This window comes from Streptomyces sp. NPDC048671 (genome assembly GCF_055587045.1).
Map to the genome: position 1 here is coordinate 1 of NZ_JBVJHB010000004.1, position 26,690 is coordinate 26,690.

The following is a 26,690-nucleotide window of genomic DNA, read 5'->3' on the forward strand; positions in this document are numbered from 1 at the left end:
TGGCAGCACTCCCGCCCCGCGAGTCCACACCCCTCCCCCGCCCCGGCGGACCACTCCACACGAACGTCCCACACACCCAGGTGACAGTTGGTAAAATCGACGATGGCGATGTCCCAGCGGGGCAGTTGATGATCATGGTGGGCCAGACGGAGCTTCTTCAGTGCGGCGTAGGTGGCGAAGACGTTGACCGGGCCGTCGGCGTCTCGCACGGCATGGGCCAGCTGCGCCGGGTCGCCTGTCAGGGTGAGGATGCCGTCGAGGACGGGCTCGCTGGTCTGCCGGTCGGAGCAGACCCCGAGGTAGCGGCCCGGGCGGCCGGCGGTGTACCAGACGCGGGCGGTCTGGTTCAGCAGCTCCAGGGTGGGCAGCAGAGTCAGGCTGCGGCTGTTGGTAGTGATCTCGTGGGCGACGTGGACGGCGAGGTGGGTCTTGCCGGTACCGCACGGCATGATCACCTGCTGTCGTGCGCGTCCCATCGCGAAGGCGTTGAGCACACAGTCCGCAGCATCACGCTGACGGGTCCACAGCTTGCTGGACAGGCGTCCTTCGGGAAGATCAAGCTGCACGGGCCAACTCCGCAGTTCTGGCAGGTCAGTGGGTCTGCAGGAAGAATGCGCAGCACGACGCCCCCGCACCGCCCGCCTGCGGTATCGCCACACGATCAGGTGAACTGTCAGACGAAACAGGCCCGTTCTATTCCTAGGCGCCATGTAACTGTGCAGGTACAGCGCACGGGTGAAGACTGTGCGAGGCCGATGTCTGGCAGACAGGGCGGGAGTCATATGGCGTGGGGCCGGAGTCTGGCGCGTGTGTCCGTGCGGCTGGCCGGCCATGAGTCGAACTGCTCACTGCTGTGGCGTGTGGCGGCGGCCCAGGGAGTGGATATCGCTTTCCTGCTGGATGAGTTGGGCGACGGAGAGCCGGGACAGCAGGCGGTACAGCCGCATCTGGCCGAGGTCTTCTTGAGTTCTCCGGCCGCCGAGCGGCTCGCCGCGATGCTGAATGTGGAACTGTCACGGCTGCAATGGGCGCTGCCTCATCTGCGCGAGACCCACCTGTTGCCCGGGCAGCAGGCCCGGTGGGAATGGCCGTGGTACCCGATGGAGCACTACCTGGTCCCGGCCTGCAGCCGATGCGTGGCGCTGCGCGGCGGCGGGTGGGGGCCGATCTGGCTGGTCTGGCCCGAGTCCTGGAAGATCTGCGACCGGCATGGCCAGTTCACCCATGTTCGCCAGTCCGGCTCCAGTATGGACCTGGCCCCGCTGGCGCAGGTGATGCGGGCGCACCGGCAGCGACAGCGGTTCGAACACCGACACGGCCCCATTGGGGCATACCTGATCGCGGACGCGTTCGCGATCACCGGATGGTGGTGGCGCAAGACGGTCGTGGAGTGCTGGGCGCGGCGGGCACAGTTCGCCGGGCAGCCGGAGAGCAACCTGGAGTCGGCGTGGCTGTGGATGCACCCGGAGGCACTCGAAGTGGCCCGCGCTCTGCTGGACTACGAGCGGCAGCGCGCGATGCGCCCCGGCGGGCCATGGGCTGTGGCCGAGGCGCAGCTGCTCGAGCACCTGGCGCAGATGGCCGATGTGCTCGAACTGCCGCCCGGGACGTGGCGAATCCCAGTGGCACAGTGGCTGCACCAGCATCACCGGTGCATGCCGCCGGTAGCGCAGATGGGCAAGCCGGGCAGGCCGGTGACGGCGCTCATACACGCCGACGACGAGCAGCAGCAATCCCTGGCCGAGCGGTGCTGTCTGCCCTGGGACTGGAACGACCCGTCCGTGCCCGTGTGACGCCGGAGCGGCAGCGCGGGCCGCCGCCCGCAGGACCTCAACCGGGCAGGTTTCGGACCGGCGTTCGCCATGCCCTTCGTCCGGGTGATCGGCTGCGGCAGCGGCCACGAGGGCACCCGGGTCGGCGGATCATGGAGCGAGTCTGCCGGGCAGCGATCTGACAGAGGGATATGTACGTGCCGGACGCTCCCCTAGACCAGCAGGCGATCACCGTCTGCTATCTCGACCGGTTCGGACGCCGGCGTGAACTGCCGGTGAAGCAGGCCGCTCAGGTGCCGTTCGAACAGCTGGCGCCCTTGCAGATGCCGGTGCCCTATCCAGGTCGGCAGTCCTTCGTCACCAAGGCCTGGGCCTCGGCCACCAGCCAGTCGCTGGCGTGCGGTTCACTGCGCCAGCAGCGCTGCGGCATGCTGCTGGACCGGGATCCGACGGTGGCCGCGCGCAGCGCCGGGCCGATGGAGCTGCACTGGACACAGGGCGGCTGCACGCAGAGCCTGCGGCCGGACTTCGTCGCCTTACGGGCAGCGCGGCGGGAGGTCATCTGCGTGGCTCCAGAGGAGATCACCGACCGTTGGCACGCAGGGCAGCAACTGCTGGCCCAGGCCGCCGCTGTGGCGGGCTGGCGGGTGCGGGTCCTGAGGCCGCCGGATGGTGTGGAGCTGGACAACCTGATGCTGCTGTACGCCGTCCGTAGTCCGCAGCAGCTGGCCTTGGACGATGCCGAGGCGTTGGCCCGCCGCTTCACTTCCCCACGCACCATTTGCTCCGGGGTTCGCGCCGCGGGCCTGCCCATGTTTGCGGGCGTGGACCTGGCCTATCACCTGATCTGGAGACGGCGGCTGCACACCGACATGACCAGGCTCCTGACGCCGTCATCGACGGCATGGCTGCGGGAGGACGGATGACCGCACCGCACGGCGCGGTTCCGGACGGCGCGGTACGGGACGGCGCCGACACCCTGGCCCTCGGCGACACCATCACCTTCAGCGGGGCGCGCTGGCTGGTGACCGCCTTTCACGGTCCGCGGGTCTTCCTCACCGCGCCCGGTGACACCACAGCCGAGCCTTTGATCATCCTCCAGCCGGTCCTGACCTCCGCGAAGGACTTCGCGGTCCTTAACCGGGCGGCTCCCCGCACGGTGATCACCCACCGCGGGCACGAGCTGAAAGCCCTGCCCACCGCACTGCGCCGCGAGGTCACGCGATGGGAACGCACCGTAAAAGAAGTGCTGCACCAGCAGGCCCCGAACGTACCGGCGACCGCCCGGCCCAAACCCGCCTTCGACCCGAAGCTCCGCACTCTCAAGCAGCGCTACCGCACCAAGGCCGACCAGCTGACCGCGGCCGGCTGGCCGACCTCGCCCGCCACCATCGAGCGCAAGTGCCTCGCCTGGCGCAAGGAAGGCCTGCTGGGGTTGATCGACCGGCGTGGCCAGCGCTCGGCCACTGCGCACGGACGCGTCGACCAGCGGGTGATCGACCTGGTGTGGGAGATCCTGGATGGCGAACGCGACCAGGGGCTGTCGCCGGGCACCTTGTCGCGGCTGATCGGCCGTGTGCAGCAGACGGTTCGGGCCCGCTACGCCCGTGAGCTCGCCGACGCCGATGCGGCCACCACGGCTGCGCTGCTGCCCAGCCAGGCCACGTACTACCGGCTGCTGCAGCGTCTGGGGATCACGGCACACAATGCGCATGTTGTCGCGGCCCGGCGTGCGGCCGGCCCGCCGCTCTCGACGCTGCGGCCCGGCAGCCGGCGGGCGACCACGGCACGCTGGCCCGGGGAACTGGTGCAGATCGACACCACCGGACTGGATGTCCTGGTCATCGGCGACGACGGACAGATCATCTCGGTGGAGCTGACCATCGCGATCGATGTGGCCACCCGCAGCATCGTCGGCGCGCTGATCGTGCCCAAGCGGTTCCGCCGTGGTGCCGGTGCGGGCCGGTGGCTGGGCGGGCGGGCCACACGCAGCTTCGACACGGTGCAGGTCGTGGCGCAGAGCACCGCACCGCTGCCGGTACGGCCGGGGTGGTCCCCGGAAACCTTCATGGACGGCTCGGACCTGCCTTTCGAGGAACTGCTGGCCGCCGATGAGCGGTTCGCCGGTGCGGCCGCCCGGCCGGTCATCAAACCCGAGACGCTCGTCGTCGACCACGGCTCACCGTTCGTCTCCGCGGACTTCACCCGCTCCTGCAACTCCCTGGGCATCGAGGTCCGCGAGGCCCGGCTGCGCACCCCCGTCGACAAGGCGATCATCGAGCGCGCCATGCTGGCGATCAAGACCGGCTTCAGCCAGCACCTGGCCTCCTACACACACCACCGTCTGGACCTGCGCGGCAAACACGTCCGCAAGCAGCCGCTGTGGACGATCGCCCAGCTGCAGGACCTGTTCGAGCAATGGGTGGCGCTGCGCTGGCAGCAGACCCCACACGGCGCGCTGCGCAGCCCGTTCACCCCGGGACTGAAGCTCACCCCGAACCAGATGTATGCGGCGCTGATCTCGCTGCGCGGCTACCGGGCCACGGCGCTGACCGAGAGCGAGAACCGCAAGCTGCTGCCGACCGTGTGGGCACGCATCAACCGCAAGGGCTTCCAGATCAACAACCGCACCTACAACCTGGACAAGGGAGCCCTGGATCCCTTCCGCGGATCCTCCGGGCTCGCGGCCTTCCAGGGAAGGTGGGAGGTGGGAGGTGCACTACTCCCCCAACCAGCCCGAGGCCGCCTGGCTGTTCAACCACCGGGCCGCCCCAGACAGCGACCCGTGGGTGGAGGTGCCCTTCATCCACCGGCGGATCCTGCACGACCGGTGGACCGAAGAGAGCTGGGAGCAAGGGCTGCAGGTCCATCTCGCCGCCGGCGGACACCGCCACGACGAGGCCGCCATCGCCCGGGCCACGCACCGCCTGCTGTCCAAAGCTGCTAAGGGGCCCGGGCCCGACGATGCACCCGCTGCCTCTGCCCGTTCCCTGCCCGCGCCCCGCCGCCGGCCGGCGGCACCCAAGGAGCCCTATGCCGCCGGTATGCCGCCGCTGGATCCGGAATCTGTGCGGCCCTTCCGCCGTCTCGATCGCCCCGCCGCGGAACTCTTCACAGGCGGCGAGCCCGTAGAGGACAGCGGACAGAGCGTCGATGCCTTCCTCGCCTCGCTGCCTGAGCTCCACCCGCCCACCGACGGCTATAACGGCCAGCAAGGAGAGGACCGTTGAAAGCCCCGGTACGTGATCCGCAGTCCCCACCCGCTCCCCCAGCCCCGCCGGCCCCCGACACTGTCGGCCCGCCGACCACCCTGCTGGGGTGGCGCACCCGCCTGCGGCAATCGTCCTCCAAGCTCCCATCCTTGGTTCCGCTGCCGCCGGAAGACCCTTCCTCCGCCAACAGCGAGGAGGAAGGGGAGGAAAGGGAGAACGATCCCCGCGTCCGCTACCACGCCGACCTCGGCCTGGTCGAGACCACCGACATCCAGCGCGGACTGCTCCTCGCACGGCGGATGCTGCGGCGAAACGGCGAACGCCGGCAACCCGGCCCGCACATCGCCATCGACAGCGACTACCGCGGCACAGGCAAACGCACGCTGCTGCACCACATCGGCATGGGCCACCAAGGGCGCCGCGAGAAACTACACGGCATCGACGACACCCGCATCCCGGTGATCTGCATCAACGCCCCGCCCACCCCGGGCACCCCGGCCGACTGGTCCGCCGCCCTTGCCACGTTCCTGGGCTGGGACCTCTACCGCTCCGACACCGACAGCCGGCCCGTGCAGCGCATGAAGGACTTCACCGGGCCCGCCATGCACGTGATGCGCACCAACCACGTAGAGGTGTGCCTGGTCGACGGGATCGACCGGCTGCGCACCGAGGACCTGCAGCCCACCTTCGACTTCTTCGACTACCTCGCGGACGAACTGAGCCTGACGGTCTTTTGGAGCGGCATCGGCTCCAGCGACATCCTCCGCGAAGCACGCACCGCCCGCTTCCCCGCCCTGCGCCGGACAAGCGACGCCGCACCGCTGCGCCAGCGGTCCGTACCCACCTTGTGGGTCAACCGGCTACCGCCTCGCAGCCCCGAACACCCCGACGAATGGCCCCGCGCCCTGGCCAGTTTCGACGGAAGACTCCAGCTGTGCCACCACCGGCCCAACAGCCTCCTGGAGCTCGCCGAAGAGCTCTACGACATCACCGACGGGCTCATGGAAAACCTCACACCGCTGCTCAGCATGGCCGCGCAGATCGCCATTCTCGACGGCACAGAGGCGATCACACCGGAGATCATGCACGACGCAGCCCGATACCTCGATCTGCCCGCGGCAAGCACGATGGGCGAGGCGTGGTGACGCAGAGCGCGGGTGCCGGGCTCTCACCACCGACGAGTACGCGGGCCGCTCGCACGCCGTGCCGGACACTCGCACGCGTAGCCCAGCGGGCCCGCAGCTAGCGGGCGCCCCTGAAATGCGACAGGGTCCAGATCCTCGAATGGATCCGGACCCTGCTCGGCAGTAGCGGGGACAGGATTTGAACCTGCGACCTCTGGGTTATGAGCCCAGCGAGCTACCGAGCTGCTCCACCCCGCGTCGGTGAAGCCAACCGTACGCCATCCCGCGAGGTCCGCAGACCACCTCCGGCCAGGGGCTATGCAGCGAAGCCGACGTTGGTGCAGTACTCGTACGCTCCGTACTGGGATCCCAGATCAGGCAGGATGTCGTCGGTCCAGGCCGCGTCCAAGTCGCGGTGGTCACCGGCCGCCCACGCGCCGACGATCCGGTCCCAGCGGCGCACGTTCATGTGCCGGAAGGGAACGTCGCGCTGCAGCGGGCGGGCGACGCCGGACTGGTTGAGGGGGTGGATCTCCACCCGGGTGCCGCCGTTCGCGTTGAGGCGCTTGAGCAGGTGCCGGGCCACGTTCTGCCGGCGCACCACCCGGTAGGCGTCGTCGATCTTCTTCAGGTTCTTCGCCGAGGGGCGGCGCTTGCCCTCCAGCCACGCCTTGAGCGTGCGGTCGGTCACCGTCAGCCCGGCATCCCTGGCGGCCTGGCGGGCGTGTTCGGACCTCGTCAGATAGTTCAGGCGCGCCATCAGACCGCGCTTCGCGGTGACGGGGGTGGCGATGCCGCCGGCGAGGTCGTCGAGCTTCCGCCCAACGAGTTCGCTTCCCCTGACGCCGCTCGCGCCGAACCTTCCGAAGTCACTGTTCCTCTCCGGCATCTACTGCTCCTCCCCCATCGTGTCGGTGCCCGCGGTGTAGAGGTCTTTGACCTTGACCTCGGTAACCCCACGGCCTTCGGGAAAGACACGGCGCCAGTCGCCGATGACGTGGAGTTCGTCGGTGCCCATCGCGCGGACGACGGCGAGGCCTTCATCGTGGGCTTTGAGCGCCTTCATCCAGAGGTTGGCGAAGGCCTGGGAGCGGATGATGTGCATCCAGTCCGGCCGATACAGCTCCCGGTTGTAATTCGACTCCCCCATGGTGGAGACGAACTTCGAGTACATCGCCTTCACGTACTCCAGGGTGACCGCGTCGCCGTCGGCGATGGCGGTGTCGCGGGCGTCCTTGAGCGTGATGCGGAACTTCTCCAGCAGGTTCTCCGTCGCCCCCGAAGTGTAGGACTCGTGGACTTCCGGCGCCTCGCACAGCCCGTATTTCGGGCTGGACAGGCGCAGCAGGAGACGCAGGGTGGGTTCGGTGACCCACAGGGGTCCGGGTTCGTCGCGCTCGCCGATCGGGTTGGGCAGCACGGCGTCGTGCTCCCAGGCGGGTGGGGTGATCAGGTGGACTCCGGCGCGGCGGCGGTCGTGCGGCATGCCGGCGGTGTGCTCGAGCTGCCCGAGCGGCAGATGAGTCTTGAGGGCGGACAGGTAGGCGCCGTTGATGTCCAGTGCCGTCACCCCATGAACGCCGGGCGGCAGTTCGGCGCGGGTCCACTTGGGGCGGGCCTCCCAGATCTGGTCCGCGCCCCGGGAGGTCTGCTTCTTCAGGATGTCGGGAATCCCGGGGTGGGCGATCACGTCGTACCGGGCGCCCTTGCGGGTCTCGTCCAGCAAGCGCATCGTGTCCGGGATCGCCTTCTTCAACAGTGCCGCGGTGGCCGCTTCCACGTCGCCCTGGTGCTCGGCGAGCGCTCCCTCAACCGCCGCATGGATCAAGCCCACCGGGCCTGACGGCTCCTGGAATGCCCGGCGGGCCGGGCCCTTGGCACGCTCCGACGGCTTCGAGGCCGGGGCAGGCCGGCCTGCGACCGGGGCGGTAGGGGCGGGCTGCGCCTCGGCTGTGCTGTCCTGGCATTCGGCTGGGTCCAGGTGCTGGGCGAAGCCCTCCACCCGCTCTCCGGCCGGACGCCCGCACAGCACACACGGCTCCGGCGCGGTGAGTACCTCGACTTCGTCCCCGTCCTCGGGCTCGGAGGAAGCGGGCTCGGCTGCAGCGGCAGCATCCGCTGCGACGGGCTCGGCCGCAGTGGACTCCACTGCGGGCTCGGTTTCGGGCGTGGTGTCGGTGGCGAGCTTGGCGCTCAACCCGTCCAGGAGGTAGGCGTACTTGACGCGCACCTCGCCGGCCGGGACCCGGCCGGCTTCCCAGGCGCTGACCGTGGACGGGCTCACCCCGAGGGCGCGGGCGACCTGTGCCTTGGACAGTTGGGCCTGCTCGCGCAAGGCGCGGCGGGCCTCGGGGTCCGGGAGGTCGGCCTGCGGGCCGACGGAGGCGAGGAGCGAGTCGATCGCGTCGAAGTCACTCACCGGAACGCTCCCTTCAGATGTAGGTGACGGGGTTGCGGGACAGGTGCGGGCTCTTGGTGGCCCGTCCGACACGGTCGTCGCCCCGCAGCAACTCCCCCTGGAGGGCGTAGCGGTCGCCGTGTTTGGAGATCCCGGTGATCTCCGCGACGGCGAGGACAGTGCCCCCGGCGTTGATGATCTGCACCTCGTCCTGGGACAGGGCACGGTCGGCATTGAACTTCCAGATACCGCGACCAACCTCCCATGCCTCGTCCTCACTCATGCCGGGGCGCCATCCGATGGTCAACCGCCCGAGCATGTCATCGGGGTCCGCCTCACGCTCGGGGCCGATCTGAATCTGCAACACCCGCCCACCTCCCAGAAACCGAACTCTTCAACTTGTTCCAAAGTCACCACCCAACCATGCAACTTTACAACAAGTTAAAAAGTATTCACCTTGCCTGACCTCAGCACGACTTCACCGCTCCGACCCTCGACACGAAGGCCAGGCGGAACAAGCCTGAAATCGAGATGATCAGCGACGGGCACGGCTTGCCGAAGAGGACACTCCGCTCGCAGCGGACCGGCGCAGGCTGCCTCTTGTCCGGGACTGCAGTGGGCGTATCGGGTTCGGGCCGGTCACGCCTGCGTTGCGGGTGAGGTCGGTAACGTGAACGGCATTGTCAGCGGCCCCCGCTAGGGTCGGGACTGTGATCGAGGAGTACTACCCGCAGGCTCACGGGCACCTACAGAAGGCTCAGCAAGCGAAGGCGGAGATGGCGTCGCTATGGGGCACGCTGCTCGACGGAGGGCTTGCCGAGGAGAGCGTGGTCACACACCCAGACGGTTCGGGGGCGATCAGTGCCTGGCTGGCGTGGCCCGCCGGGCGACAGGAGGAGCTGACCGAACTCTTCCGCGGGTGCGTGCGGGAGCTCTGGGCGTGCCTGGACACGTTAGTGGAGGAGTCGGTCGAGGCATTCAGCGTTCTACAGAGGGTACGTCGGCCGGAGCAGCCTCGCTTCTTTCCGATCGCCGATTCGCCAGAAGGGCTGAAGGAACTGCTTGCGGAGTCCTGCATGGACGGGACACTTCGTTCTCACGTAGCGATGGTGCAGGACTGTCAGCCCTTCCAGAACGGCGACAGCAACGAGATCGTCGATCGATTGAGGATGTCGCTGGGCTATCTGGTCGCGTGGGAGGCAGCTCTGGCTGCCGGTGCGGTGATCGGCGCGTGGGCGACCCCCGTCGAGCCGCAGGTTCACGTGGAATCGCCCGTCGCGGTCCAGAGCGTGGAGGCTGAACCGCCGGGAGCTCTGGACGCCGAGCGGGTGCTGGCTCGCTACCAGCTGGGCTCGTTCCGTCCTGGCAGTACCGTGGAAGCTCAAGCGGGCACCTACATCGACCTGTGTTTCGCTGAGGGGTTCGCTCCCGCCAGCGTCGAGGACACCTTCGATCGCCGCCTGACAAATGCGGTAGAAGCGGTGACCCGGTTCGCCGTCTCCTTCGCCTGGCTGTCCAGCAAGGTTCCGGGCAGCAGAAAAGTGCTGCCTGGCCCGGGCCTTGGCGACGGAGACACGTGGGTGGAGGCCGCGCGCTCGTCCCGGCGTTGGTCCTCTGAGGAACTTGCCGGCCTGGCCTCATCGGATATCGGCCTGGGGCGGGTCGAGGACGCCGACACTCTCATACTGATGGTGAGCGCAGCGGACGGGGTGTATGAGCGGGTCGTTCCGAACGCGACACCTCTACGTGGGCATGCGCGCCGGGGAACGGCCGCGGAAGTGGCTGTGCAGGATGCGGCCGCGACATGGGGTCTGCCTGACTTCGTGATGGTTCCGAGTGTGGAACGCAAGGGCCGCGGGGTCAGGGAGATTAGCGATGGGCTACTGATCGTCGGCGGTCGTGGCGTGGTCGTACAGATCAAGGCTCGCGAAGGCGTGCCAGGCGCGCCCGAGAAGGAGTCGTCCTGGGTTCTCAAGCAGCTGGCTGCGGCAGCCAAGCAGATCAGTGGCACCGTACGGCGGCTGAAGACGCAGGGCGTTCAGATGACGACCGGGAGAGGACGCAGCGTCCGTATCGACAGCCCGGCTGTGAACTGGATCGGCGTGATCATCATCGAACACCCGGCTCCCCCTCCAAACCTGGCCATCACCACCCAGGCTGGCGCAACGCCGGTGATCGCTCTCCTGCGCCGCGACTGGGAGTTCCTGTTCAACCAACTGCGTTCCACCCATGCCGTGGTCGGCTACCTGCATCGGATCGGCACCTCGACCCCTGTGCTAGGCGGCGAGCCGGAGCGCTATTACGAGCTCGCGGCCGCGGACGCCGCGGCGTCGCCAGGGCCAATCAATCCATCCTGGATTCGGCGCGGAGGGCAGCCGTGCAACGTGCCGCTGTTACCTGCCGCACCGGCGGGTAGCGACGACGATAAAGCGCACACCATGGTCCGCATCATGCTTGAGGACGTGGCTACCAGCTTGACCGGGCCTGACGAGTGGGAGCCCTGGCAGATCGTCCTTGCTTCTCTCGACAGTCTGCCTGTCGGATACCGCACGGACCTGGGCCGTTTCCTGCTCAATGGGCTGGACACGGTCACAACCACAGAAGCGGGTGCCACTGCGTGGCGGATGCGCACGTTCATCGCCGGACCCGACCAGGACCAGCTGGGGTTCGCCGTCTGCTCCGCCTTGACCGATCACACCCGCGCCGCGTTCTCCGCTTGGCTGCAACTGCGCCACCACGAACGAGGGAAGGGCACGGACCTTGCCTCCCTCACATCAGTGGGGGTCCTCCTCACTCCCCGAACGGACGGCTACCGTGAGTGGGATACCACTGTCCAGGTCATCAACGGGGATCCGGAGCTTTCGACGGCTGACCTGCGCGTGTACCGGGACCTGTGGAATAAGGGCCAGGAAGGGGTTGGCAGCGGCTCTGAAGCTTGAGGGCGGGCGGCGCACACCTTCCGAGAAGGGTCGGTCGGGGAAGCCAGCTATGCCGAAGGCACTGTCCCATGGTGCCGGTCATGCCGGTCATGGCGGTGGGCGATGCGTTGTGAGCCGGACGTTCTTGTCCTGCAGACCAGTCGGCGCAGCCGGTCTGCACAGCGGGCTGGGCCAGTCTTCGGGTCGGTGACCGGCGGAGCCGAGCACCGACCCCGACCACCACAGACCAGGTCGTCCAGCCCCTGCTGCGCATGTGCCCCGGGCGATCGGGCAACAGGCCCGCCGGGAGGCGCATCGACGCTGCCAGGAATCCGGGGCGGTTCCGGTCAAGGTCGACCTGAACAACATGGCCGATTACGCCTGTCCCTGCAGCTGCGACGGCGGCATGCTCCCGCCTGGCTGGCCTCGACAGGGACGGCAGGGGGATCGGCTGCACGCCATAATGCTCCTGTTATAGGAGGGGTCGTGAGTCTGTCGTTTTCTCACCAGTTCAACGTGCATACGGTCACAGCGGAAGGCGGGCCCGCCCAGTTCGGGGCGAACGTGCTGGCCAGCCTCGTCGAGGGGATCAACACGTTTCAGCACGAGTGGGAGCAACAAAAACGGCGCTCACGCAGCCTGGGGCCCGGGATGCTCGGGGCGTTCTTGTGGGTTGACGATACTGAACTGCTGCGCTGTATCGCTGAGTTCCCATCAGCGTGCGTGGTGGTCAGTAAGCAGCCGAGGGGCCCACGGTCCCTAGAGAAACTGCGCAAGGTGGCCGATGCGGTGAAGGGCGCGGCCGGCTTTCCCGCTCGGGCTCTGCCCGGTCTGGAGGGGCTGCGCCTCCATGAGGATGGTGCGGCGCCGGTAGTCGGTCCCGGCTTCGCGTCAACGGACATCCAGCTGCCTGCGCTGCGCAGCCTTGGTTACCGCAAGGTCGGCGATCATCTCGTTCCGATCCTGCACACCAAGATGTTGCTGCTGGGTGAGCTGTGGTGGCACGACGAAGACGGGTCGGGCGGGGTGGCCGACGTCATCGGCTTCAGGCCCAGCCGGCTGTGGCTGGGAAGCGCCAACGGCACGGAAAGCTCCCGACGCAGCCTGGAGTTCGGGCTGTGGACGCAGGACCCCGCCCTCATAAAGGCCGCACAGAAGTTCCTGGTAGAGGTGGTGGCCCAGTCCGAGGAGCTGGATCCCGACAGCAACACCCTGACCCCGGACCTGGTCGAACCGGACTACGACGACGAGGAAATGTGGGAGGCGCTCACCGCGCTCGCCGACAACGCACCCGACGAAGGCCACGGGGACGGCGAGTGACGAGCATGAGCGAGACCGTCGCTCCCGGATCGCCTCGTTTCGCCCTGCACACCCTGGGCTGGCGTGCCTTCCAGGACCTGTGCGCGGCTGTGCTGCGAGAGGTGTGGGGGCAGTCGGTGCAGGCGTTCGCGGACTCCAACGACGGAGGCAGAGACGGCGCCTTCTACGGCACCTGGCAACCGCCGGACGAGCCCGGATGCGTGCGAGAGCTGCTGCCGGGACCCTTTGTGCTGCAGTGCAAGCACACCAAGAAGGCGGATGCCACACTTGCCCCGTCGGAACTCGAGGGCGAGTTCGCCAAGGTTCGCGCCTTGGTCGGGCGAGGGGTGTGCGCGACCTATGTGCTGCTGACCAACGCCCGGGTCAGCGGCCAGTCCGAGGAGGAAATCCGGCGTCGCCTGCGTGCCTGCGGGGTGGCGCATCCCCTTGTCCTCGACGGGCAGTGGCTGAGCGACATCATCGCCTCGCATCGGGGGCTGCGGATGTTCGTCCCTCGTGTCTACGGGCTCGGTGATCTGTCACAGATCCTCGACGAACGCGCCTACACCCAAACCTCGGTGCTGATGAAGTCCGCACCGGAGCAGGTTTCCACGTTCGTCGTCACCAGCGCCTACCGCAAGGCCGCCCGCTCACTGCGCGACCACAGCTTCGTGCTGCTGCTCGGCGACCCGGCCGTGGGTAAATCCGTCATCGCCCTGATGCTGGCTATCAGTGCCGCCGACAACTGGGGCTGCGTGGCCGTCAAACCGCGTACCTCCGACGAACTGGTGCAGCGCTGGAATCCGCACGAGAAGGGTCAGTTCTTCTGGCTCGATGACGCCTTCGGCGCGGTCCGCCATGAGGAGATCCTCACCCACGCCTGGGCGCGGGACCTGCCGCACGTGATGAGCGCCGTGAAGAACGGGGCCCGGGTCGTACTGACCTCCCGCAACTACATCTACAACGAGGCCCGGCCCCTGCTGAAACCCTATGCCTACCCCCTGCTGCGCGAACAGCAGGTCACCGTCGATGTCTCCGACCTTGCCCGCGCGGAGCGGCAGCAGATCCTCTACAACCATCTCACTGCGGGTGATCAGCCCGCGGACGTGCTCAGCCGGATGAAACCGCACCTTGAGGACGCGGCCGACGCCGAGCCATTCCGCCCAGAAGCAGCACGCCGTCTTGGACTCCAGGCGTTCACCACCGGGCTGTCCCTGAACCGCGAGAGCATCACGTCCTTCATGGCCCGGCCCCGGCAGCTCCTGATCGATGTCTACGACCAACTGGACGTGCACGCCCACGCAGCTCTTGCCCTCGTGTACGCCACAGGACAGGACAAAGGGCTGCCCAGCCCCCTCGCCCTTGATTCGGTCCAGCGCGACATCATCGAACGGGCCGGCGCCGCACCCGGCGCCACCAGCCGGGCCATGGCCACACTCACCGGCACCTTCCTCACCGAGGCAACCGCCCTTGACGGGCAGACGTACTGGTCGTTCCACCACCCCACGCTCCGGGAGGGCTTCGCCACCTGGCTGACCACTCAGACCCACTTGCTGCCCATCGTCCTCACCGGCATGACCGACCGGGCCCTGCTCTCCCGCACAGACTGCCTCCCGGTCGACAGCGAACAGCGCCAGGGCACTCTCCTGCGCATTCCGCCCCCTCTGTACCAGGCGACGGCCCAACGGATCTCCGCCTTTCGCCGGCATCGCGGCAGCTCTCCGACAGCCTGGCTGGAGGAGTACGAGCGTCGGCAAAGCGTCCTCTCCTACCTGTCAGGGGACGGCAGCGACGATTTCCTACGCGCCTACCTCATGGCAGATTCCGAACTTCACACAGTGCTACTGAACTTTGGCGCACCGGCCAGAGACGATCTCCGGACGCGGGTACTGGCCCGCCTCCATCGCGCCGGCCTGCTCCCCGAAGACATCCGGCAGCAGGCGATCGCGCACATGACGGACCTCGCAGTCACGGCACCCGATGCCTCATGGATCGAGGACGACGACTGGCAGAAGCAGCCGTGGCACGTTCTCCTCAGCGACAAGGAACGTGAGGGGCTGTTCGAGCACGTTCGTCGTGAACTCGTTCCCCGCCTCGAACAGCGGGTAGACAGCTGGGCAGCGGAGTTCGACGGCGACCCAGACAACGACCATGTCGAAGATGCGCTGTTCTGGTACAGCCAGGCCTTCGAGCAACGGCTAGACGATGATACAGCCGGTAAGTTCGATCAGGCATGCGACATCTACCAACAGGTCCGCGAAGATCCGAACGAAACCCACCGCGACTGGGCTCCCGAGCCTCATCCCCACCGACGAAGGACCCCGCAGAACACCCATCCCATCCAGGAACAACGCAGTCTTTTCGACGACATCGACCACTGACAGACAGTGGGCAGTGTAAACAGCTACGGTCGGTCCGACGGAGTACACAGACGCGAGCAGTCCAGCCGATGGGGCCACTCAGTAGGTACGTGACGCCGCCTACTGAGCAGAGATGTTCAGTACAACGCGATGGCGTCGATAACGATGGCGGGGCCGGAGATATAGGCGTGAACGTCGTCGTCGGGAACATCCAGGCCCAACCGCTGCAGTTGCCGGGTCACCTCCTCGAGGTCGTCCTGGATCTGCGCCATCATGATGCGGCGCATCATGAACTCCCAGCCATGCAGCAGCCATTCGTCGGTGACTCTGTATTGGACCGACGAGATCAGCCGGGACACGCTGCCAAGGACGCGCAAGTCTCCTTCGAGACGGTCCGCCGATGCTTCGTCAATGAAGAAGTCCGGGCGCACGTTGACGTATACCTTGTGCGGCAGCGAACTCCCTGTGACTTCTAGAAGCATGGGAAGGGGGAGCAGTTCGTTCTGCAGGTAGACCCGCTGGATCCCCTCGGCGACGTCCGCGTCTTCCAGATCCAGGTGAGCGAGCTCACTGAGGTCGTTGATGTCACGGGCCAGCATGAGTCAGCGAAAGACGAAGAACACCTTGCTCATCACACTTGCCGCAGTGATCCGCGCGGTGCCCTCGATCTCGATGAGGGCGTCCTTGGAAAGCGCCGAGTCACCGACAGGATTGACCTGCACCGCCTTTTCGCGAATCAGGCCGTCGATCACTTTGGAAACTGTCGCCTTTTCCCGCGGTGCCAGGCTGTACGTCGATTGGAACTGAAAGTCGCTTCCTGCAGATCCGCTCAGAGCTATCGCGCCGAGGCCAGCCTTACCGCCGCCAGACCGCTTGCTCACAGTCGTCTCAACGATGTCCTGCGCTACCGGGACGTCGATGTCGTGGTACTCCGCCTGGGACAGCAACGTCTCCAGGTCCAGGAAACTAGGGGACCTCAGTGTCATCCGAAAAGTCTCCCACTCGCCACTGACAAGCCAGGCCTCAGGCGGTCTGTCTCCATACCTGATCACGGGTAGTAGGGAGGTCTTCTGTGAGACGGTCCAGCCGCGAATGAGGCGCGCGCACGAGTCGGGCTCGGTTCTGGAGGCGCAGTGGGCGGTGCCCCCGGCGGCGCGGGCAGGCGTCCGGCAGCCCCACGGCTGTCGTTCTTCGGCAAGGCAGCGGCGTAACGCCGGATGTCGGCGGCGACCTCGCGGGCGTGCCCGGTCAGCTGGGGGGGCTGCTCGCAGTCGCGGGGTTCGAGGGGCGGGTCCTTCCGCGCAAGGACGGCGGTGACGAACGCTTTGTACGGGGGCGCGCATTCCAGGGGGAGTTCGGCCTCAATCATGAGCAGCATCTGCGTCGGGTAGGCAGTGCCGTCCTGGACGACGCGAGCGCGGCCCGGGAACGGGCTGCTCTTCGGTCACAGGCTGGCGCACCTATCGAGCGCGCTACGGCGGGCGCGCAAACTCGCGTCCTAACCTCGCTGTTTCGGTTGAGGCGATGAGGCGTCGCTGAGGGGCCGTTGTCGGGTGGCCGGCGGGATCTCGGCGCTTGGGCATGGCGGGAAGCCCGGCGCTTGGTCGGGTTCTCCGAGGTCCTTCGGGTCGTGGTGGGTCGGGGTTTGCCGGTCAGCTGGCGGGACGGGGCAGTGCGGCGAGGCGGTGGAAGGCCGCGGTCAGTTCGTTTCTCCAGGGCCAGGTCGCCGATATGCGCAAGCGCAGGCGTCGGCCGCCGCGGGTGAGGCGGGCGGCGACGTGCAGCAGTCGGTAGCGGAGCTTCTTCGGTTCGGCGGTGGCCAGCTCCCCGTCCAGCAGCAGGACGCGTGTCCAGGCCAGCAGATCGATCGCCGCGAGGCTGAGTTCGAGCCGGACGGCGTTGACGGCGAAGTCGCGGGAGGGGAAGCGGCCGAAGCCGGTGGTCTTGCCGCACCGGATGTGGTCCTCGACAGTGGCATGCCCGCGGTGACGGACCTCCAGGAACTGGGCGGATCCGCCCCCGGAGTACGGGGTGTCGGTGAGGAACACCTGATGCCGCAGGCCCTCGTCCTGATCGAACAGGGACAGCTGGGCTCCGGGGTGCGGCCGCTCCCGGCGAACGATGATGCGGGTGCCGGTCGGACAGCCGTCCAGGTCGACCATGCCGGTCAGCTCGGCGACCTCGGCGCCATCACGCAGGGTTCCGTCCTGGTCCAGGGCGGGATGCCAGAGGCGGTCGGGCATGGCCCGGACAGCTCGGCGGACCGGCTCGGTGATGGCGTATCCGACCGAGAAGGAGGTACGAATTCCTCGTTTCCGCAGGTCGCGGACGTGGGCGAGGAAGGCTTTCGCGGATCCGGCGCTGTCGGCGCGGATCAGGATGTCGGTGCCGTGCCGGTGAGCGTCGGGGATCTGCGCGAGCGCCTGGTCGAGCACCGCGATGTGATCGGCGGCAGTGTTGGCTCCGGAGTTCCCGGGCCGCAGCCGCCCCGACACGGCCTCGCCGGTGTTCGCGAGGAAACACAGCAGCGGGTGGAAGCCGAAGCCGCCCTTATAGGTGGGTGCGGCCTGCTCTTTTTCGGAGTGGCAGGTGACCAGCGTGGCATCGAGGTCCAGAACCAGGCCGGGTAGTTCTCGTCCGCCGGCCCGAGCAGCAGGTATGCCCTCGCCGGTCTCGGCGGCCTGCATCCAGGCGACTTCCCGGGCTGAAGCGCGAGCCGCCCGCAGCGAAGCGAGTGCAGCCTCGTCGGTGTCGGCGAGCAACCGCCAAGCGGTGGGTGTGGAGGCAACTGAGCCGAACACCCCTGCCTGGTCCCGCAGCACGGCCAGATCCGCTATCGCCTCACCGCCGTCGGCGAGCATCACCGCCAGGTCGGTGGCGACCCGGCCCGGATCATGCCCGGTCCCGCGCGGCCGAAGCGGCCTGAGAGCGGCGGAGTACGCGGCGGTCAGTCCGGTGGCATCAGCGAGATCCGCCAGCAACCGTGCCCCGGCATGCCCGACCACCCCCGAACCATCGGCGCTGACATGGACCTGGGGACGCAACCCGATAGCCTGCACGTAGAAAGTGCCCTCCGCCTGGACCGACAGAACCCCTCAGCAAGGTTTCATCGTCCCAGGTCAGGAGGGCACTTTCGCGGTCCCGCCCCAAAGCCAGCCGTACTCAAGTGAAACGGCGAGGCTAAAGATTCTCATTACATCTGCAGCATTCTCAACCAACACGCAAGACGGCAGATCACAGGTGCTTCCAACAGAAGAAGGCAACTGCCGTTACATCTCAGCGCATCCGCAGCACCGCAGGCCAGAGACACAACGCTGCCTCAACATCAGTGAGAACTCATAGGGACGGTGGGCGGCACAGCGGGCGGGAGGTCTCTCTCCTCTACTTCTTCCTCCTCGGCGGCGTCTCCGTCCTGGGGTTGTGCGGGATGCGGAAAGAGGAAGTCGAACAGGTTCTTGAGATGGCCGGGGACCTGGACCGGTTTGCCATGTTCGACTGCATCGGCCAGGAGAAAGGCCAGTGCGTCGGCGAAGGCCGCCTTGTCCTTGGCGTGCGGGCCCGCCGGCACGTCGGGGGCGCCCTTCTTGCCTTTACGGGCGCTCTTGAACAGGTTATGCACCGTCTGTGTGGCTTTATTCACGAGTAGTGCCGTCCGATGTTCACGGGTTTGGGAGGCACCCAGGTCCACGGTCGAGTGATGTTCACGAGTTTCGACAGCACCGGGGTACTTGCCAGGGCAGCATCGGGATGCTCCTGGTGAAAGGGCCTGGTCATGCCGCAGACGTCGAAGGTCGAGCTGTACGCGGCGATCCGGCGTGATCACCGTGCCGGCATGAAGATGCGCGAGCTTGAGCGCAAGTACAACGTGTCGTGGCGGACGGTCAGGAAGGCCGTGGACTCCGTTTGGCCGGAGCCAAGGAAGAAGTTGCCGCTGCGGCCGACTGCGCTGGATCCGTACAAGCCGGTGATCGACGCGATGCTGCGGACAGACCTCGACGCGCCGCGCAAGCAGCGGCACACGATCACGCGGATCTTCCACCGGCTCATCGAGGAGCACGGTGCGAATGTGTCCTACCCGATGGTCCGGCGCTACGTTGCGGACCGGAAGCCGGAGATCCTTACAGCCTCGGGCAAGTCGCCGGTAGAAGCGTTCGTGCCGCAGACACATCTGCCGGGCCATGAGGCTGAGGTCGACTTCGGCGATGTGACCGTGCGCCTGGCCGGCGAGCTGGTGACCTGCTATTTGTTCTCGCTTCGTCTGTCCTACTCGGGCAAAGCCGTCCACCGGGTCTTCGCCTCGTGTGGCCAGGAAGCCTTCTTCGAGGGGCACGTGCACGCGCTTCGCACGCTGGGCGGTGTTCCTCGGAGCAAGATCCGCTACGACAACCTGAAGTCGGCCGTCGCCCAGGTGCTGGGACTGAACCGAGCGAGGGTGGAGACGGACCGGTGGATCGCCTTCCGCTCGCACTTCAACATCGAGAGCTTCTACTGCCGCCCGGGGATCGAAGGCGCCCACGAGAAGGGCGGAGTCGAGGGGATGATCGGCTACTTCCGCCGCAATCACTTCACCCCGGTCCCGGAAGTCGCCTCCCTCGCCGAGCTGAACGAGATGGTCGACCAGTGGGACCTGCACGACGGGCACCGGAGGATCGGATCACGGCCGCGTACCGTCGATGAGTACTTCGCCATCGAACAGCCGCTGCTGATGCCGCTGCCCCAGGAGCCGTTCGAGACTGGACGGCTGTTCACTCCGCGCGTTGATCGCTACAGCCAGATCGCCGTCCGCACCAACCGTTACTCGGTCCCGACCCGCCTGATCGGCAAGCGGGTCCGCGTTGTCCTGCACGCCTCTCACCTGGTCGTTTACGACCGGAACATCGAGGTGGCTCGGCACGAGAGGCTGATCGCCAAGGGCAGCTGCCGCCTGGACCTGGACCACTGCCTCGAAGCCCTCATCCGCAAGCCCGGTGCATTCCCCGGCGCCACGGCCCTGGAACAGGCCCGATCCGCGGGCAAGTTCACCCCGGTCCACGACGCCTGGTGGGCCCAGGCCCGCAAGGTCCACGGCGAACGGGACGGCACCCGGGCGTTGATCGAGATCCTGCTGCTGAACCGGTACCTCGCCCACGAGCATGTGGTTGCGGGCCTGGCCACCGCCCTGCGGGCCGGCGCTCTGACCGCCGATGCCGTTGCGCTGGAGGCACGCAAGGCCGCCCAGGCAGAGGATGAGCCAACCATCAGCGCATCCGTCCCGGCGGTCCCCGGGCAAACGCCGGCCACCGTCACGTCGCTGCACGAGTGGCGCCTCGCCCACCTCCCGCCGGACACCAGGCCGCTGCCCTCGGTGACCGCTTATGACCAACTGCTCCGACGCCGCCGCACCAGCGGCAGCGACCATCATGAGGGAGAAGCCCAGTGACCCTGCCCCGCCAGCGAGGCTTGACCGAGCAGGCCGCCGACGCCGCGATCGACACAGCCTGCCGCTTGCTGCGGCTGCCCTCGATCCGCAACGAGTTCACTGAGATCGCCGACCGGGCGATGAAGGACCAGATGACCTACCGCGGCTTCCTCGCTGAACTGTTGATGACCGAGTGCGACGACCGGTCTCGCCGGCGATCGGAGCGGCGGATCAAGGCGGCGGGCTTCCCCCGGGAGAAGTCTCTACGGGCCTTCGACTTCGACGCCAACCCGAACATCGACGCAGCCACCGTTCACACCCTCGCCAGCTGTGAGTGGATCAAGAAGAGTCAACCTCTCTGCCTGATCGGCGACTCCGGCACCGGCAAGTCCCACATGCTCATCGCGTTGGGAACCGAAGCCGCGATGAAGGGCTACCGCGTCCGCTACACGCTCGCCACGAAACTGGTGAACGAGCTGGTCGAGGCTGCCGACGAGAAGCAGCTCAACAAAACCATTGCCCGCTACGGCCGCGTCGATCTCCTCTGCATCGACGAACTCGGCTACATGGAACTCGACCGCCGCGGAGCCGAACTTCTCTTCCAGGTCCTGACCGAGCGCGAGGAGAAGAACAGCGTCGCCACCGCGTCCAACGAGTCCTTCGGCGGCTGGACCAAGACCTTCACCGATCCCCGACTCTGCGCGGCCATCGTCGACCGCCTCACGTTCAACGGCACCATCATCGAAACCGGCACCGACTCCTACCGCCTCGCCACCACCCGAGCCCGAGCTGAGGACTCCGCCAAGGTCGGCTAAATCAACGAGAGCAAATCACGCTGACGAGAGTGAACGACGCGTAGAACGGCCCCTCGGAGAGGCTGGTGATCCAGCGGTGGCCGCGGTCTCGGTCGACGCAGCCACCGTTGATCGCTTTCTGCATGTTGCGGCCGAGGCCCAGGGTGTGGTCCGCCTCGTGGAAGTCACGGAAAACCGGTGCCGTGGCGCGCACTGTTTCAACGCGGAAGCGTGCTTGTTCGGCGAGGCGTGCGAGGCTGCGTCCGATGGTCGCATTGCGGACCGCTTCTTCAGTGGTGTAGCGGGTGAAGGCGCGGCTTGTCTCAAGATCCTCAGCGTCGACGATCAAGGTGTCCCAGTCAGGTTCGACAAGGCCGATCCGGGCACCTGGCCGGGTTGCGAGATGGAGCTGTGCAAGAGCGTCCGAGGGTTCAGCAACATGCATGAGGACTCGATCGATCTTGGCTCGGTCTACCGTTCCCGGTTTGATAGGGAGGTCGTGCGCGTCGCCTTTACGGATTTCCACCCCTGGCAGGCCGTCCGTGCGCTCGCGGGCCCGGGTGAGCATGGCTTCGTCACGGTCGACGCCGATCACGGTTCCACTGTCACCGACACGTTCCGCCAGCGCCGGTAGATCGGTGCCTGGGCCGCACCCCACATCCAGGGCGATCTGGCCCGCCTGGATGTCCAACAGGTCAAGTAGCTCCTGCTTGTACGCGCGGCCGGCATCGCTGGCAGCGCCTCGCAGCATGTAAGAAGCCTGGTCAGGTCGGGACACACCAAGAGCCGATGACATGCGGGCTAGTCAAACACGCCAGGCTCCCACGATGACGTCATTTCTCGTGAACATCCACAAGCCCCGAGATCACCAACTGCTGCCCGAACTAGTAGATAAACGCTGCTGCTGAAAGTGAACGAAGCCAGTCTGTGGGGTGATCGGCCCGATGAGTGCTGCGCCGATGTCCCTCAGCGCGGTCTCGATGAGCTGCTCGTTACCCTGGGTAATGGACGGCTCCAGTGTCGGGTGGCTGATGAAGGCCTGCACCACGGCCGGATCGTGGTCGCCCAGCCAGGAGGGCGGGGTGGGCTCTTCGTCGAAGGGCTTGTCGCTGTCGCGCAGAACGGCCAGCCGTGCGCATATTTCGGCGTCCTTTGTCGCCAGGAGCCGTGAGGTCCATGGCCCGACCTTCGTCCCGACGTACATGATGCTGAGTGCTTCGATGAAGGCCTGCTTCGCCTCGTCCGGACCGGCCCAGGCCCTGCCGAAGTCGCGGAGGATGACGGCTTCGGTCACGCCTTCGACCACGACGAGCCGCTCGGCGAACAGCGCGGCCGAGCGGCTGGCGTCCATGTGCAGGCGGGCCATGCGCAGTGTCTTGTCACGCTCGGTCATCGGAATCGTGGCGATCGGGCGGCAGACGCGCTGGCCGTCCGGCGTGCGCCGCAGCACGACCAGTTGTTCGGGGTCGCAGGAGGTGATGATGTCGGTGGCGTGACTGGAAAGCACGATCTGCAGTTCCGGACGCTCACGCACGGTCTTGCGCAGGTAGCGCACGAGGGCGTGCTGCAGCTGGGGGTGGAGGTGGGCTTCGGGCTCCTCGATGACGACGGTGGCATGGAAGGGGGTGCGGGGAAAGAAGGAGTCCGCCTCGGATTCGGCTTCCGCCACGGCCTGCGTGCGGCGCTCCCGCGCCAGTCGCTCCTCCTCCGCTTGTGTCAGTTCCCCGGGTTCGTCGCTGGTCTCGGACGCCTCTTCTGCGGCTGCGGCTGCGGCGCGTGCGGCGGAGTCGGGTATCGCGGCCAGCGTGACGGCCATGTGGAGCAGGTTGACGTAGCCCAAACCCGAGACCTCCAGCGGGCGGGCCGATGTGCGGCCTTCGATGACGGCCAGCATCAGTTCCAAAACACGCGCGAGGTAGGAGTCGTCTATCACCTGTCCCCGCACGTAGGACCATTGGCGCTGCACGCCCGAAGTGAGAGAGGCGAGATGGGTGCTGATGCGTTCTTCGACGGCTTCGATGAGCCCGTCCTTGGCGAGGTTCTCCAGGAGCCGGGAGGCCTTCACCCGCAGCGGCACCAGGCTGCGGCTGCCGTCGAGACGTTCCTGCTCAGCACGCAGCAACTCGATGAGGATCCGGGTCTCGCGACGAGCCAGCTCATCCAGGGGGTGCCGCCAGGCTGGCAGGTAGATGAACTTGAACGGGTCCGTCCCCAGACCCGGTTGCTGTATTCGGTGCCGGTCGACCTGAGCACGGACCGTGCCGAGGTTGCGCTGGAATCCGCTGAACCATTTCTGCGCGACACCGTCGGCGGAGCAATGCAGAGAGCCCTGGATCTGCTGTCCTAAGACCTGTCCCGTAAATGGTCTCTGGCTGGTGTGGACGTGGGTGGTGACGAGTCCGACCGTTTGCCTATCCGGCGAGGTTGAGGTTGTGCAGGCGGGCAATTCCGAGCATGGCGTGGTGGACGCCGTCGCCTCTGAGTCGGCAGTCGCGGAGGATCTTCCAGGTCTTCATGCGGGCGAAGACGTGCTCGACGCGGGCGCGGACCTGTTTGTGGGACGTGTTGTGGGCCTGTTTCCAGTCGGGTAGCTCTTCGCCTTTGCGGCGGCGGTGGGGCATCACGAGCCCGGTGCCCGGATAGCCGCCGTCGGCGATCGTCATGGTCTTGCCGACGGCGGCCTTCGCGCCGGACTCCTCCCATGCCTTGCAGTCGTTGCGGTTGCCGGGCAGGGGCCGGCCGGCCAGGACGACGAGCCGGGTGTCGGCGTCGATGACGACCTGGTGGTTGGTGGAGTACCGGTAGTTCTTGGACTGCTCGGCGATGGTGTGGTCGCGGGTGGGTACCAGGGTGCCGTCCACGATGAGCACGGTGTCCTTGCGGAACCGCTTGCGGGGCTGCAGCGCGAGCGATGGGCCGAGGTGATCGATGATGCGGTCGGCCGCGGACTTCGAGACACCGAAGAGCGGGGCGAGCTGGCGCAACGTCAGGTTTGTTCGCCAGTACGCCGCTACCAGCAGCACCCGGTCCTCCAGCGGAAGAGACCACGGGCGGCCCTTACGCACCGGATCCGCACCCTCGCGGCGCAGCGCAGTCACCAACTTACTGAAGACGCGCGGGCTCAGCCCCGTGAACGGGGCTATCCAAGACGGCTCCGACGCCGTGATCACACCAGCCACAGCAAGATCATCTCACCGGTGACCAGCACTTACAGGACAGGTCTTAGCCGGAGACACTCGAATGAGAATCAATCAGGATAACGGCGTGAGACTCAGCAGTTCGGTCTTACGCCGACGCCCCGGATGACGTCCGAGATGCTCGCGCGCGGCGGCCAGGGTCTCGGCCGAGGGGACGGCACCGCGGCCGAGCAGGCGCTGCACCATCTCTTCCTGCCCGAACCCGACCGCCCAGTCCAGGGCGGTCCTGTGCTTCATCACCGCGTTGATGTCCACCCCACGGTCCAGCAGCAGGTCTACTGTTTGCGGGTGCCCCTCGTCGCCGGTCGTGGCTGCCAGCACCAGCGGTACGTAGCCCAGCCGGCCCTGGGCCCCGGTACGGGCACCGGCATCGAGAAGAACCCCGACAACCGCCGTGTGCCCCTGACTCGCCGCCAGGCACAGCGGCGTCGACTCCTGGTACGCACCCGCCCGCTGCTCCAGATCAGCCCCCGCCCCGACGAGTCGGCGGACAACATCGGCATGCCCCTGCTCCACCGCCCGGTCCAGCGCCGTACGCCCATCACGGTTCGGCGTATCCACCACAGCACCCCGCTCCAGCAGCCGGGCTACCTCGATCACGTCGCCGTCGCCCGCCGACCTCACCAGTTGACCCGCGATGCCCATACCTCGATCGTTCCGGGCCTCCTGGCCGGGGGAACACCGGGGTCACCCAACAGTCCGATCCACCCGCCATCGAGGTGGAGCCCGAACTGCGGACTCCGGGCCGGTCCAACTTCGCTGTCACAGAACCACCGGTCGTCCAGCTCCAGTGGCAAACGGTCCAGGTTCAATGGCACAGGACATCAGGCCCCCGCTTTCTTCACGAGGGCGCTGATGACCTTCTCGTCGCCCGCGGTCAGCTCCTTCAGGGCATAGGCGGTCGGCCACATCGCGCCCTCGTCGAGGGCCGCCTGGTCACTGAAACCGAGCGTGGCGTACCGCGACTTGAACTTCTCCGCGCTCTGGAAGTGGCAGACAACCTTGCCGTCCCTGGCATACGCGGGCATCCCGTACCAGAGCTTGGGCGCGAGGCCGGGAGCGGCGGCCCTGACGATCTCATGGATCCGCCCGGCAAGGACCCGGTCCGATTCCGGCATCTCGGCGATCTTCGCGAGGACGTCCTGCTCCGCCGCAGCCTCCTTCTCCGCCCGGGAAGAACCACGCCGCGCCGCCGTCTTCTTCTGGTCGCGTGCGTGATCCTTCATCGCAGCCCGCTCCTCAGCGGTGAATCCGTCGTACTTCCCTGCGGACATGCCGGAATCCCCGGCGGACGACTTCGTCGACGGCATAGCAGGTTTCCTCTCGTGCATAAGAGTGAGACAGGGCGGTCCAGGAGCGCCGGACCGGACGTCAGGACTGTGCGGGGGAGGACGGCGCGACGCACTCCCAGACGAAGCCGTCCGGGTCGGTGAAGGCCTCGACAGCGCCGCCGAGAACGATACGGTGCGAGCCGGTACCGTCAGCGGGAACACCGAGGTCCTTGGCCAGCGCACGGTGCTTGTACAACGCCAGCTTGACCGGGCTGGACTGACCCGAGGCGAACTCGGCGTACTTACCCCCGAAGCTCTTGGCCACGGCCAGACCCCGGTCAACGTAAAACTGCTTCGTCGCCTTCACATCCTGGACACCGAGCAGCAGAACGAACTCATCGATCTCACCGGTAGCGGGACCGGTGTCCTTCTTCGCCGACGTCGCGACCTTCCAGACCGTCCCGTCCGGCGCCCGGACCACACCGCCGTAACCCCACAGCGACTTCACCGCAGGCTTCAGCACCGTGGCACCGGCGCCCACAGCAGCAGCGACGAAACCATCGACCGTCGCCGGCCCGGACACCGTGAGCGCCAGAGTGAAACCACGGAACCCCGCCGAATCCGCCCCGGACGCCCGCAAGCGAATGTACGCCCCCACACCGAAAGCATCGTAGAAACGGCGGGCGACCCCCAAGTCGGCCACCTCAAGAGTGACAGACGCGAGAACCGTGCGGACTGCGGAGGAAGCGGTGATTGCCATACCCATCATGCTAGGCACCGGACAGCAACCGACGCTTCTCGAATCCTGATCAACCCCACACCCACCCACCCACCCACACACACCCAGGCACCCCCACCACCACGACCACCCAATCCCGCGCCACCCACCGCAACCACGCCACCAGCACCGCCACCGCCACCGCCACCGACCACGGCACCGCCACTGG

General features: G+C 67.1%; 23 protein-coding genes and 1 tRNA gene. 9 read left to right on the plus strand and 15 right to left on the minus strand.

Annotated elements, in window-relative coordinates; all coding sequences use genetic code 11:
* The coding region (locus ACZ6S6_RS09155; RefSeq protein WP_469704525.1) for a DEAD/DEAH box helicase family protein at positions 1–566 on the minus strand (566 nt) is incomplete at its 3' end.
* A gap of 243 nt (positions 567–809) precedes the next feature.
* Here ACZ6S6_RS09155 and ACZ6S6_RS09160 point away from each other — a divergent pair.
* From ACZ6S6_RS09160 to ACZ6S6_RS09175, 4 genes are all read left to right on the plus strand, one after another.
* On the plus strand, positions 810–1,793 hold the full coding sequence (locus ACZ6S6_RS09160; protein WP_469704527.1) for a hypothetical protein: 984 nt from the start codon (positions 810–812) through the stop codon (positions 1,791–1,793).
* A 176-nt stretch (positions 1,794–1,969) separates the two neighbouring features.
* Positions 1,970–2,698 (plus strand): TnsA-like heteromeric transposase endonuclease subunit, encoded by a 729-nt coding sequence (locus tag ACZ6S6_RS09165; RefSeq protein ID WP_469704528.1) that lies wholly within the window; start codon positions 1,970–1,972, stop codon positions 2,696–2,698.
* A complete protein-coding gene (locus ACZ6S6_RS09170; protein WP_469704530.1) occupies positions 2,695–4,719 on the plus strand; it encodes a transposase family protein in 2,025 nt (674 codons plus the stop codon). Before ACZ6S6_RS09165 ends, ACZ6S6_RS09170 begins: the two co-directional genes overlap by 4 nt.
* Before the next feature lie 414 nt (positions 4,720–5,133).
* On the plus strand, positions 5,134–6,129 hold the full coding sequence (locus ACZ6S6_RS09175) for a hypothetical protein (RefSeq protein WP_469704531.1): 996 nt from the start codon (positions 5,134–5,136) through the stop codon (positions 6,127–6,129).
* A 163-nt stretch (positions 6,130–6,292) separates the two neighbouring features.
* Here ACZ6S6_RS09175 and ACZ6S6_RS09180 read toward each other — a convergent pair.
* The 4 genes from ACZ6S6_RS09180 to ACZ6S6_RS09195 form a co-directional block, all read right to left on the minus strand.
* Positions 6,293–6,366 (minus strand) — tRNA-Met (locus ACZ6S6_RS09180).
* Positions 6,367–6,424: 58 nt separating this feature from the next.
* Positions 6,425–6,997, minus strand: a complete 573-nt coding sequence (locus tag ACZ6S6_RS09185; RefSeq protein ID WP_469704533.1) for a helix-turn-helix domain-containing protein — start codon at positions 6,995–6,997, stop codon at positions 6,425–6,427.
* Entirely contained in the window at positions 6,998–8,527 is a 1,530-nt protein-coding gene (locus ACZ6S6_RS09190) for a helix-turn-helix domain-containing protein (RefSeq protein ID WP_469704535.1), read from the minus strand.
* 13 nt (positions 8,528–8,540) lie between these two features.
* Positions 8,541–8,873, minus strand: coding sequence for a hypothetical protein (locus ACZ6S6_RS09195; protein WP_114627583.1), 333 nt, complete (start codon positions 8,871–8,873; stop codon positions 8,541–8,543).
* A 343-nt stretch (positions 8,874–9,216) separates the two neighbouring features.
* Here ACZ6S6_RS09195 and ACZ6S6_RS09200 point away from each other — a divergent pair, with 343 nt between their 5' ends.
* The 3 genes from ACZ6S6_RS09200 to ACZ6S6_RS09210 all read left to right on the plus strand — a co-directional run bounded on the left by ACZ6S6_RS09200 (position 9,217) and on the right by ACZ6S6_RS09210 (position 15,104).
* Positions 9,217–11,445, plus strand: a complete 2,229-nt coding sequence (locus ACZ6S6_RS09200) for a hypothetical protein (protein ID WP_469704537.1) — start codon at positions 9,217–9,219, stop codon at positions 11,443–11,445.
* 465 nt (positions 11,446–11,910) lie between these two features.
* Positions 11,911–12,744 (plus strand): hypothetical protein, encoded by an 834-nt coding sequence (locus ACZ6S6_RS09205; RefSeq protein WP_114625064.1) that lies wholly within the window; start codon positions 11,911–11,913, stop codon positions 12,742–12,744.
* Between the two features lie 5 nt (positions 12,745–12,749).
* Positions 12,750–15,104 (plus strand): nSTAND3 domain-containing NTPase, encoded by a 2,355-nt coding sequence (locus ACZ6S6_RS09210; protein ID WP_469704540.1) that lies wholly within the window; start codon positions 12,750–12,752, stop codon positions 15,102–15,104.
* Positions 15,105–15,220: 116 nt separating this feature from the next.
* Here ACZ6S6_RS09210 and ACZ6S6_RS09215 read toward each other — a convergent pair whose 3' ends face one another.
* From ACZ6S6_RS09215 to ACZ6S6_RS09230, 4 genes are all read right to left on the minus strand, one after another.
* Complete coding sequence (locus ACZ6S6_RS09215) at positions 15,221–15,682, minus strand: hypothetical protein (RefSeq protein WP_469704541.1); 462 nt, start codon at positions 15,680–15,682, stop codon at positions 15,221–15,223.
* Positions 15,683–15,685: 3 nt separating this feature from the next.
* Positions 15,686–16,069 carry a hypothetical protein gene (locus tag ACZ6S6_RS09220; protein ID WP_469704542.1) on the minus strand — a complete coding sequence of 128 codons (384 nt, stop codon included), beginning with the start codon at positions 16,067–16,069 and terminating at the stop codon, positions 15,686–15,688.
* A gap of 666 nt (positions 16,070–16,735) precedes the next feature.
* Positions 16,736–18,142: an IS1380 family transposase gene (locus ACZ6S6_RS09225; protein ID WP_469704543.1), complete on the minus strand. Its 1,407-nt coding sequence runs from the start codon at positions 18,140–18,142 to the stop codon at positions 16,736–16,738.
* A 266-nt stretch (positions 18,143–18,408) separates the two neighbouring features.
* Complete coding sequence (locus ACZ6S6_RS09230) at positions 18,409–18,771, minus strand: hypothetical protein (RefSeq protein ID WP_469704544.1); 363 nt, start codon at positions 18,769–18,771, stop codon at positions 18,409–18,411.
* An 84-nt stretch (positions 18,772–18,855) separates the two neighbouring features.
* Here ACZ6S6_RS09230 and istA point away from each other — a divergent pair, with 84 nt between their 5' ends.
* Positions 18,856–20,502, plus strand: a complete 1,647-nt coding sequence (gene istA / locus ACZ6S6_RS09235) for an IS21 family transposase (RefSeq protein ID WP_469704545.1) — start codon at positions 18,856–18,858, stop codon at positions 20,500–20,502.
* On the plus strand, positions 20,499–21,296 hold the full coding sequence (istB, locus tag ACZ6S6_RS09240) for an IS21-like element helper ATPase IstB (protein ID WP_469704547.1): 798 nt from the start codon (positions 20,499–20,501) through the stop codon (positions 21,294–21,296). Before istA ends, istB begins: the two co-directional genes overlap by 4 nt.
* 1 nt (position 21,297) lies before the next feature.
* Here the strand turns inward: istB and ACZ6S6_RS09245 are convergent, their stop codons facing one another.
* The 6 genes from ACZ6S6_RS09245 to ACZ6S6_RS09270 all read right to left on the minus strand — a co-directional run bounded on the left by ACZ6S6_RS09245 (position 21,298) and on the right by ACZ6S6_RS09270 (position 26,512).
* Positions 21,298–22,026, minus strand: coding sequence for a methyltransferase domain-containing protein (locus ACZ6S6_RS09245; RefSeq protein ID WP_469704548.1), 729 nt, complete (start codon positions 22,024–22,026; stop codon positions 21,298–21,300).
* 114 nt (positions 22,027–22,140) lie between these two features.
* Positions 22,141–23,721, minus strand: coding sequence for an ATP-dependent nuclease (locus tag ACZ6S6_RS09250; RefSeq protein WP_469704549.1), 1,581 nt, complete (start codon positions 23,719–23,721; stop codon positions 22,141–22,143).
* Positions 23,687–24,454, minus strand: a complete 768-nt coding sequence (locus tag ACZ6S6_RS09255; RefSeq protein WP_469704551.1) for a transposase — start codon at positions 24,452–24,454, stop codon at positions 23,687–23,689. Before ACZ6S6_RS09255 ends, ACZ6S6_RS09250 begins: the two co-directional genes overlap by 35 nt.
* 72 nt (positions 24,455–24,526) lie before the next feature.
* Positions 24,527–25,117 carry an ankyrin repeat domain-containing protein gene (locus ACZ6S6_RS09260; RefSeq protein WP_469704553.1) on the minus strand — a complete coding sequence of 197 codons (591 nt, stop codon included), beginning with the start codon at positions 25,115–25,117 and terminating at the stop codon, positions 24,527–24,529.
* Positions 25,118–25,296: 179 nt separating this feature from the next.
* Positions 25,297–25,782: an iron chaperone gene (locus ACZ6S6_RS09265; protein WP_469704554.1), complete on the minus strand. Its 486-nt coding sequence runs from the start codon at positions 25,780–25,782 to the stop codon at positions 25,297–25,299.
* A 61-nt stretch (positions 25,783–25,843) separates the two neighbouring features.
* Positions 25,844–26,512, minus strand: a complete 669-nt coding sequence (locus tag ACZ6S6_RS09270) for a glyoxalase (RefSeq protein ID WP_469704977.1) — start codon at positions 26,510–26,512, stop codon at positions 25,844–25,846.
* Between the last annotated feature and the right edge of the window lie 178 nt (positions 26,513–26,690).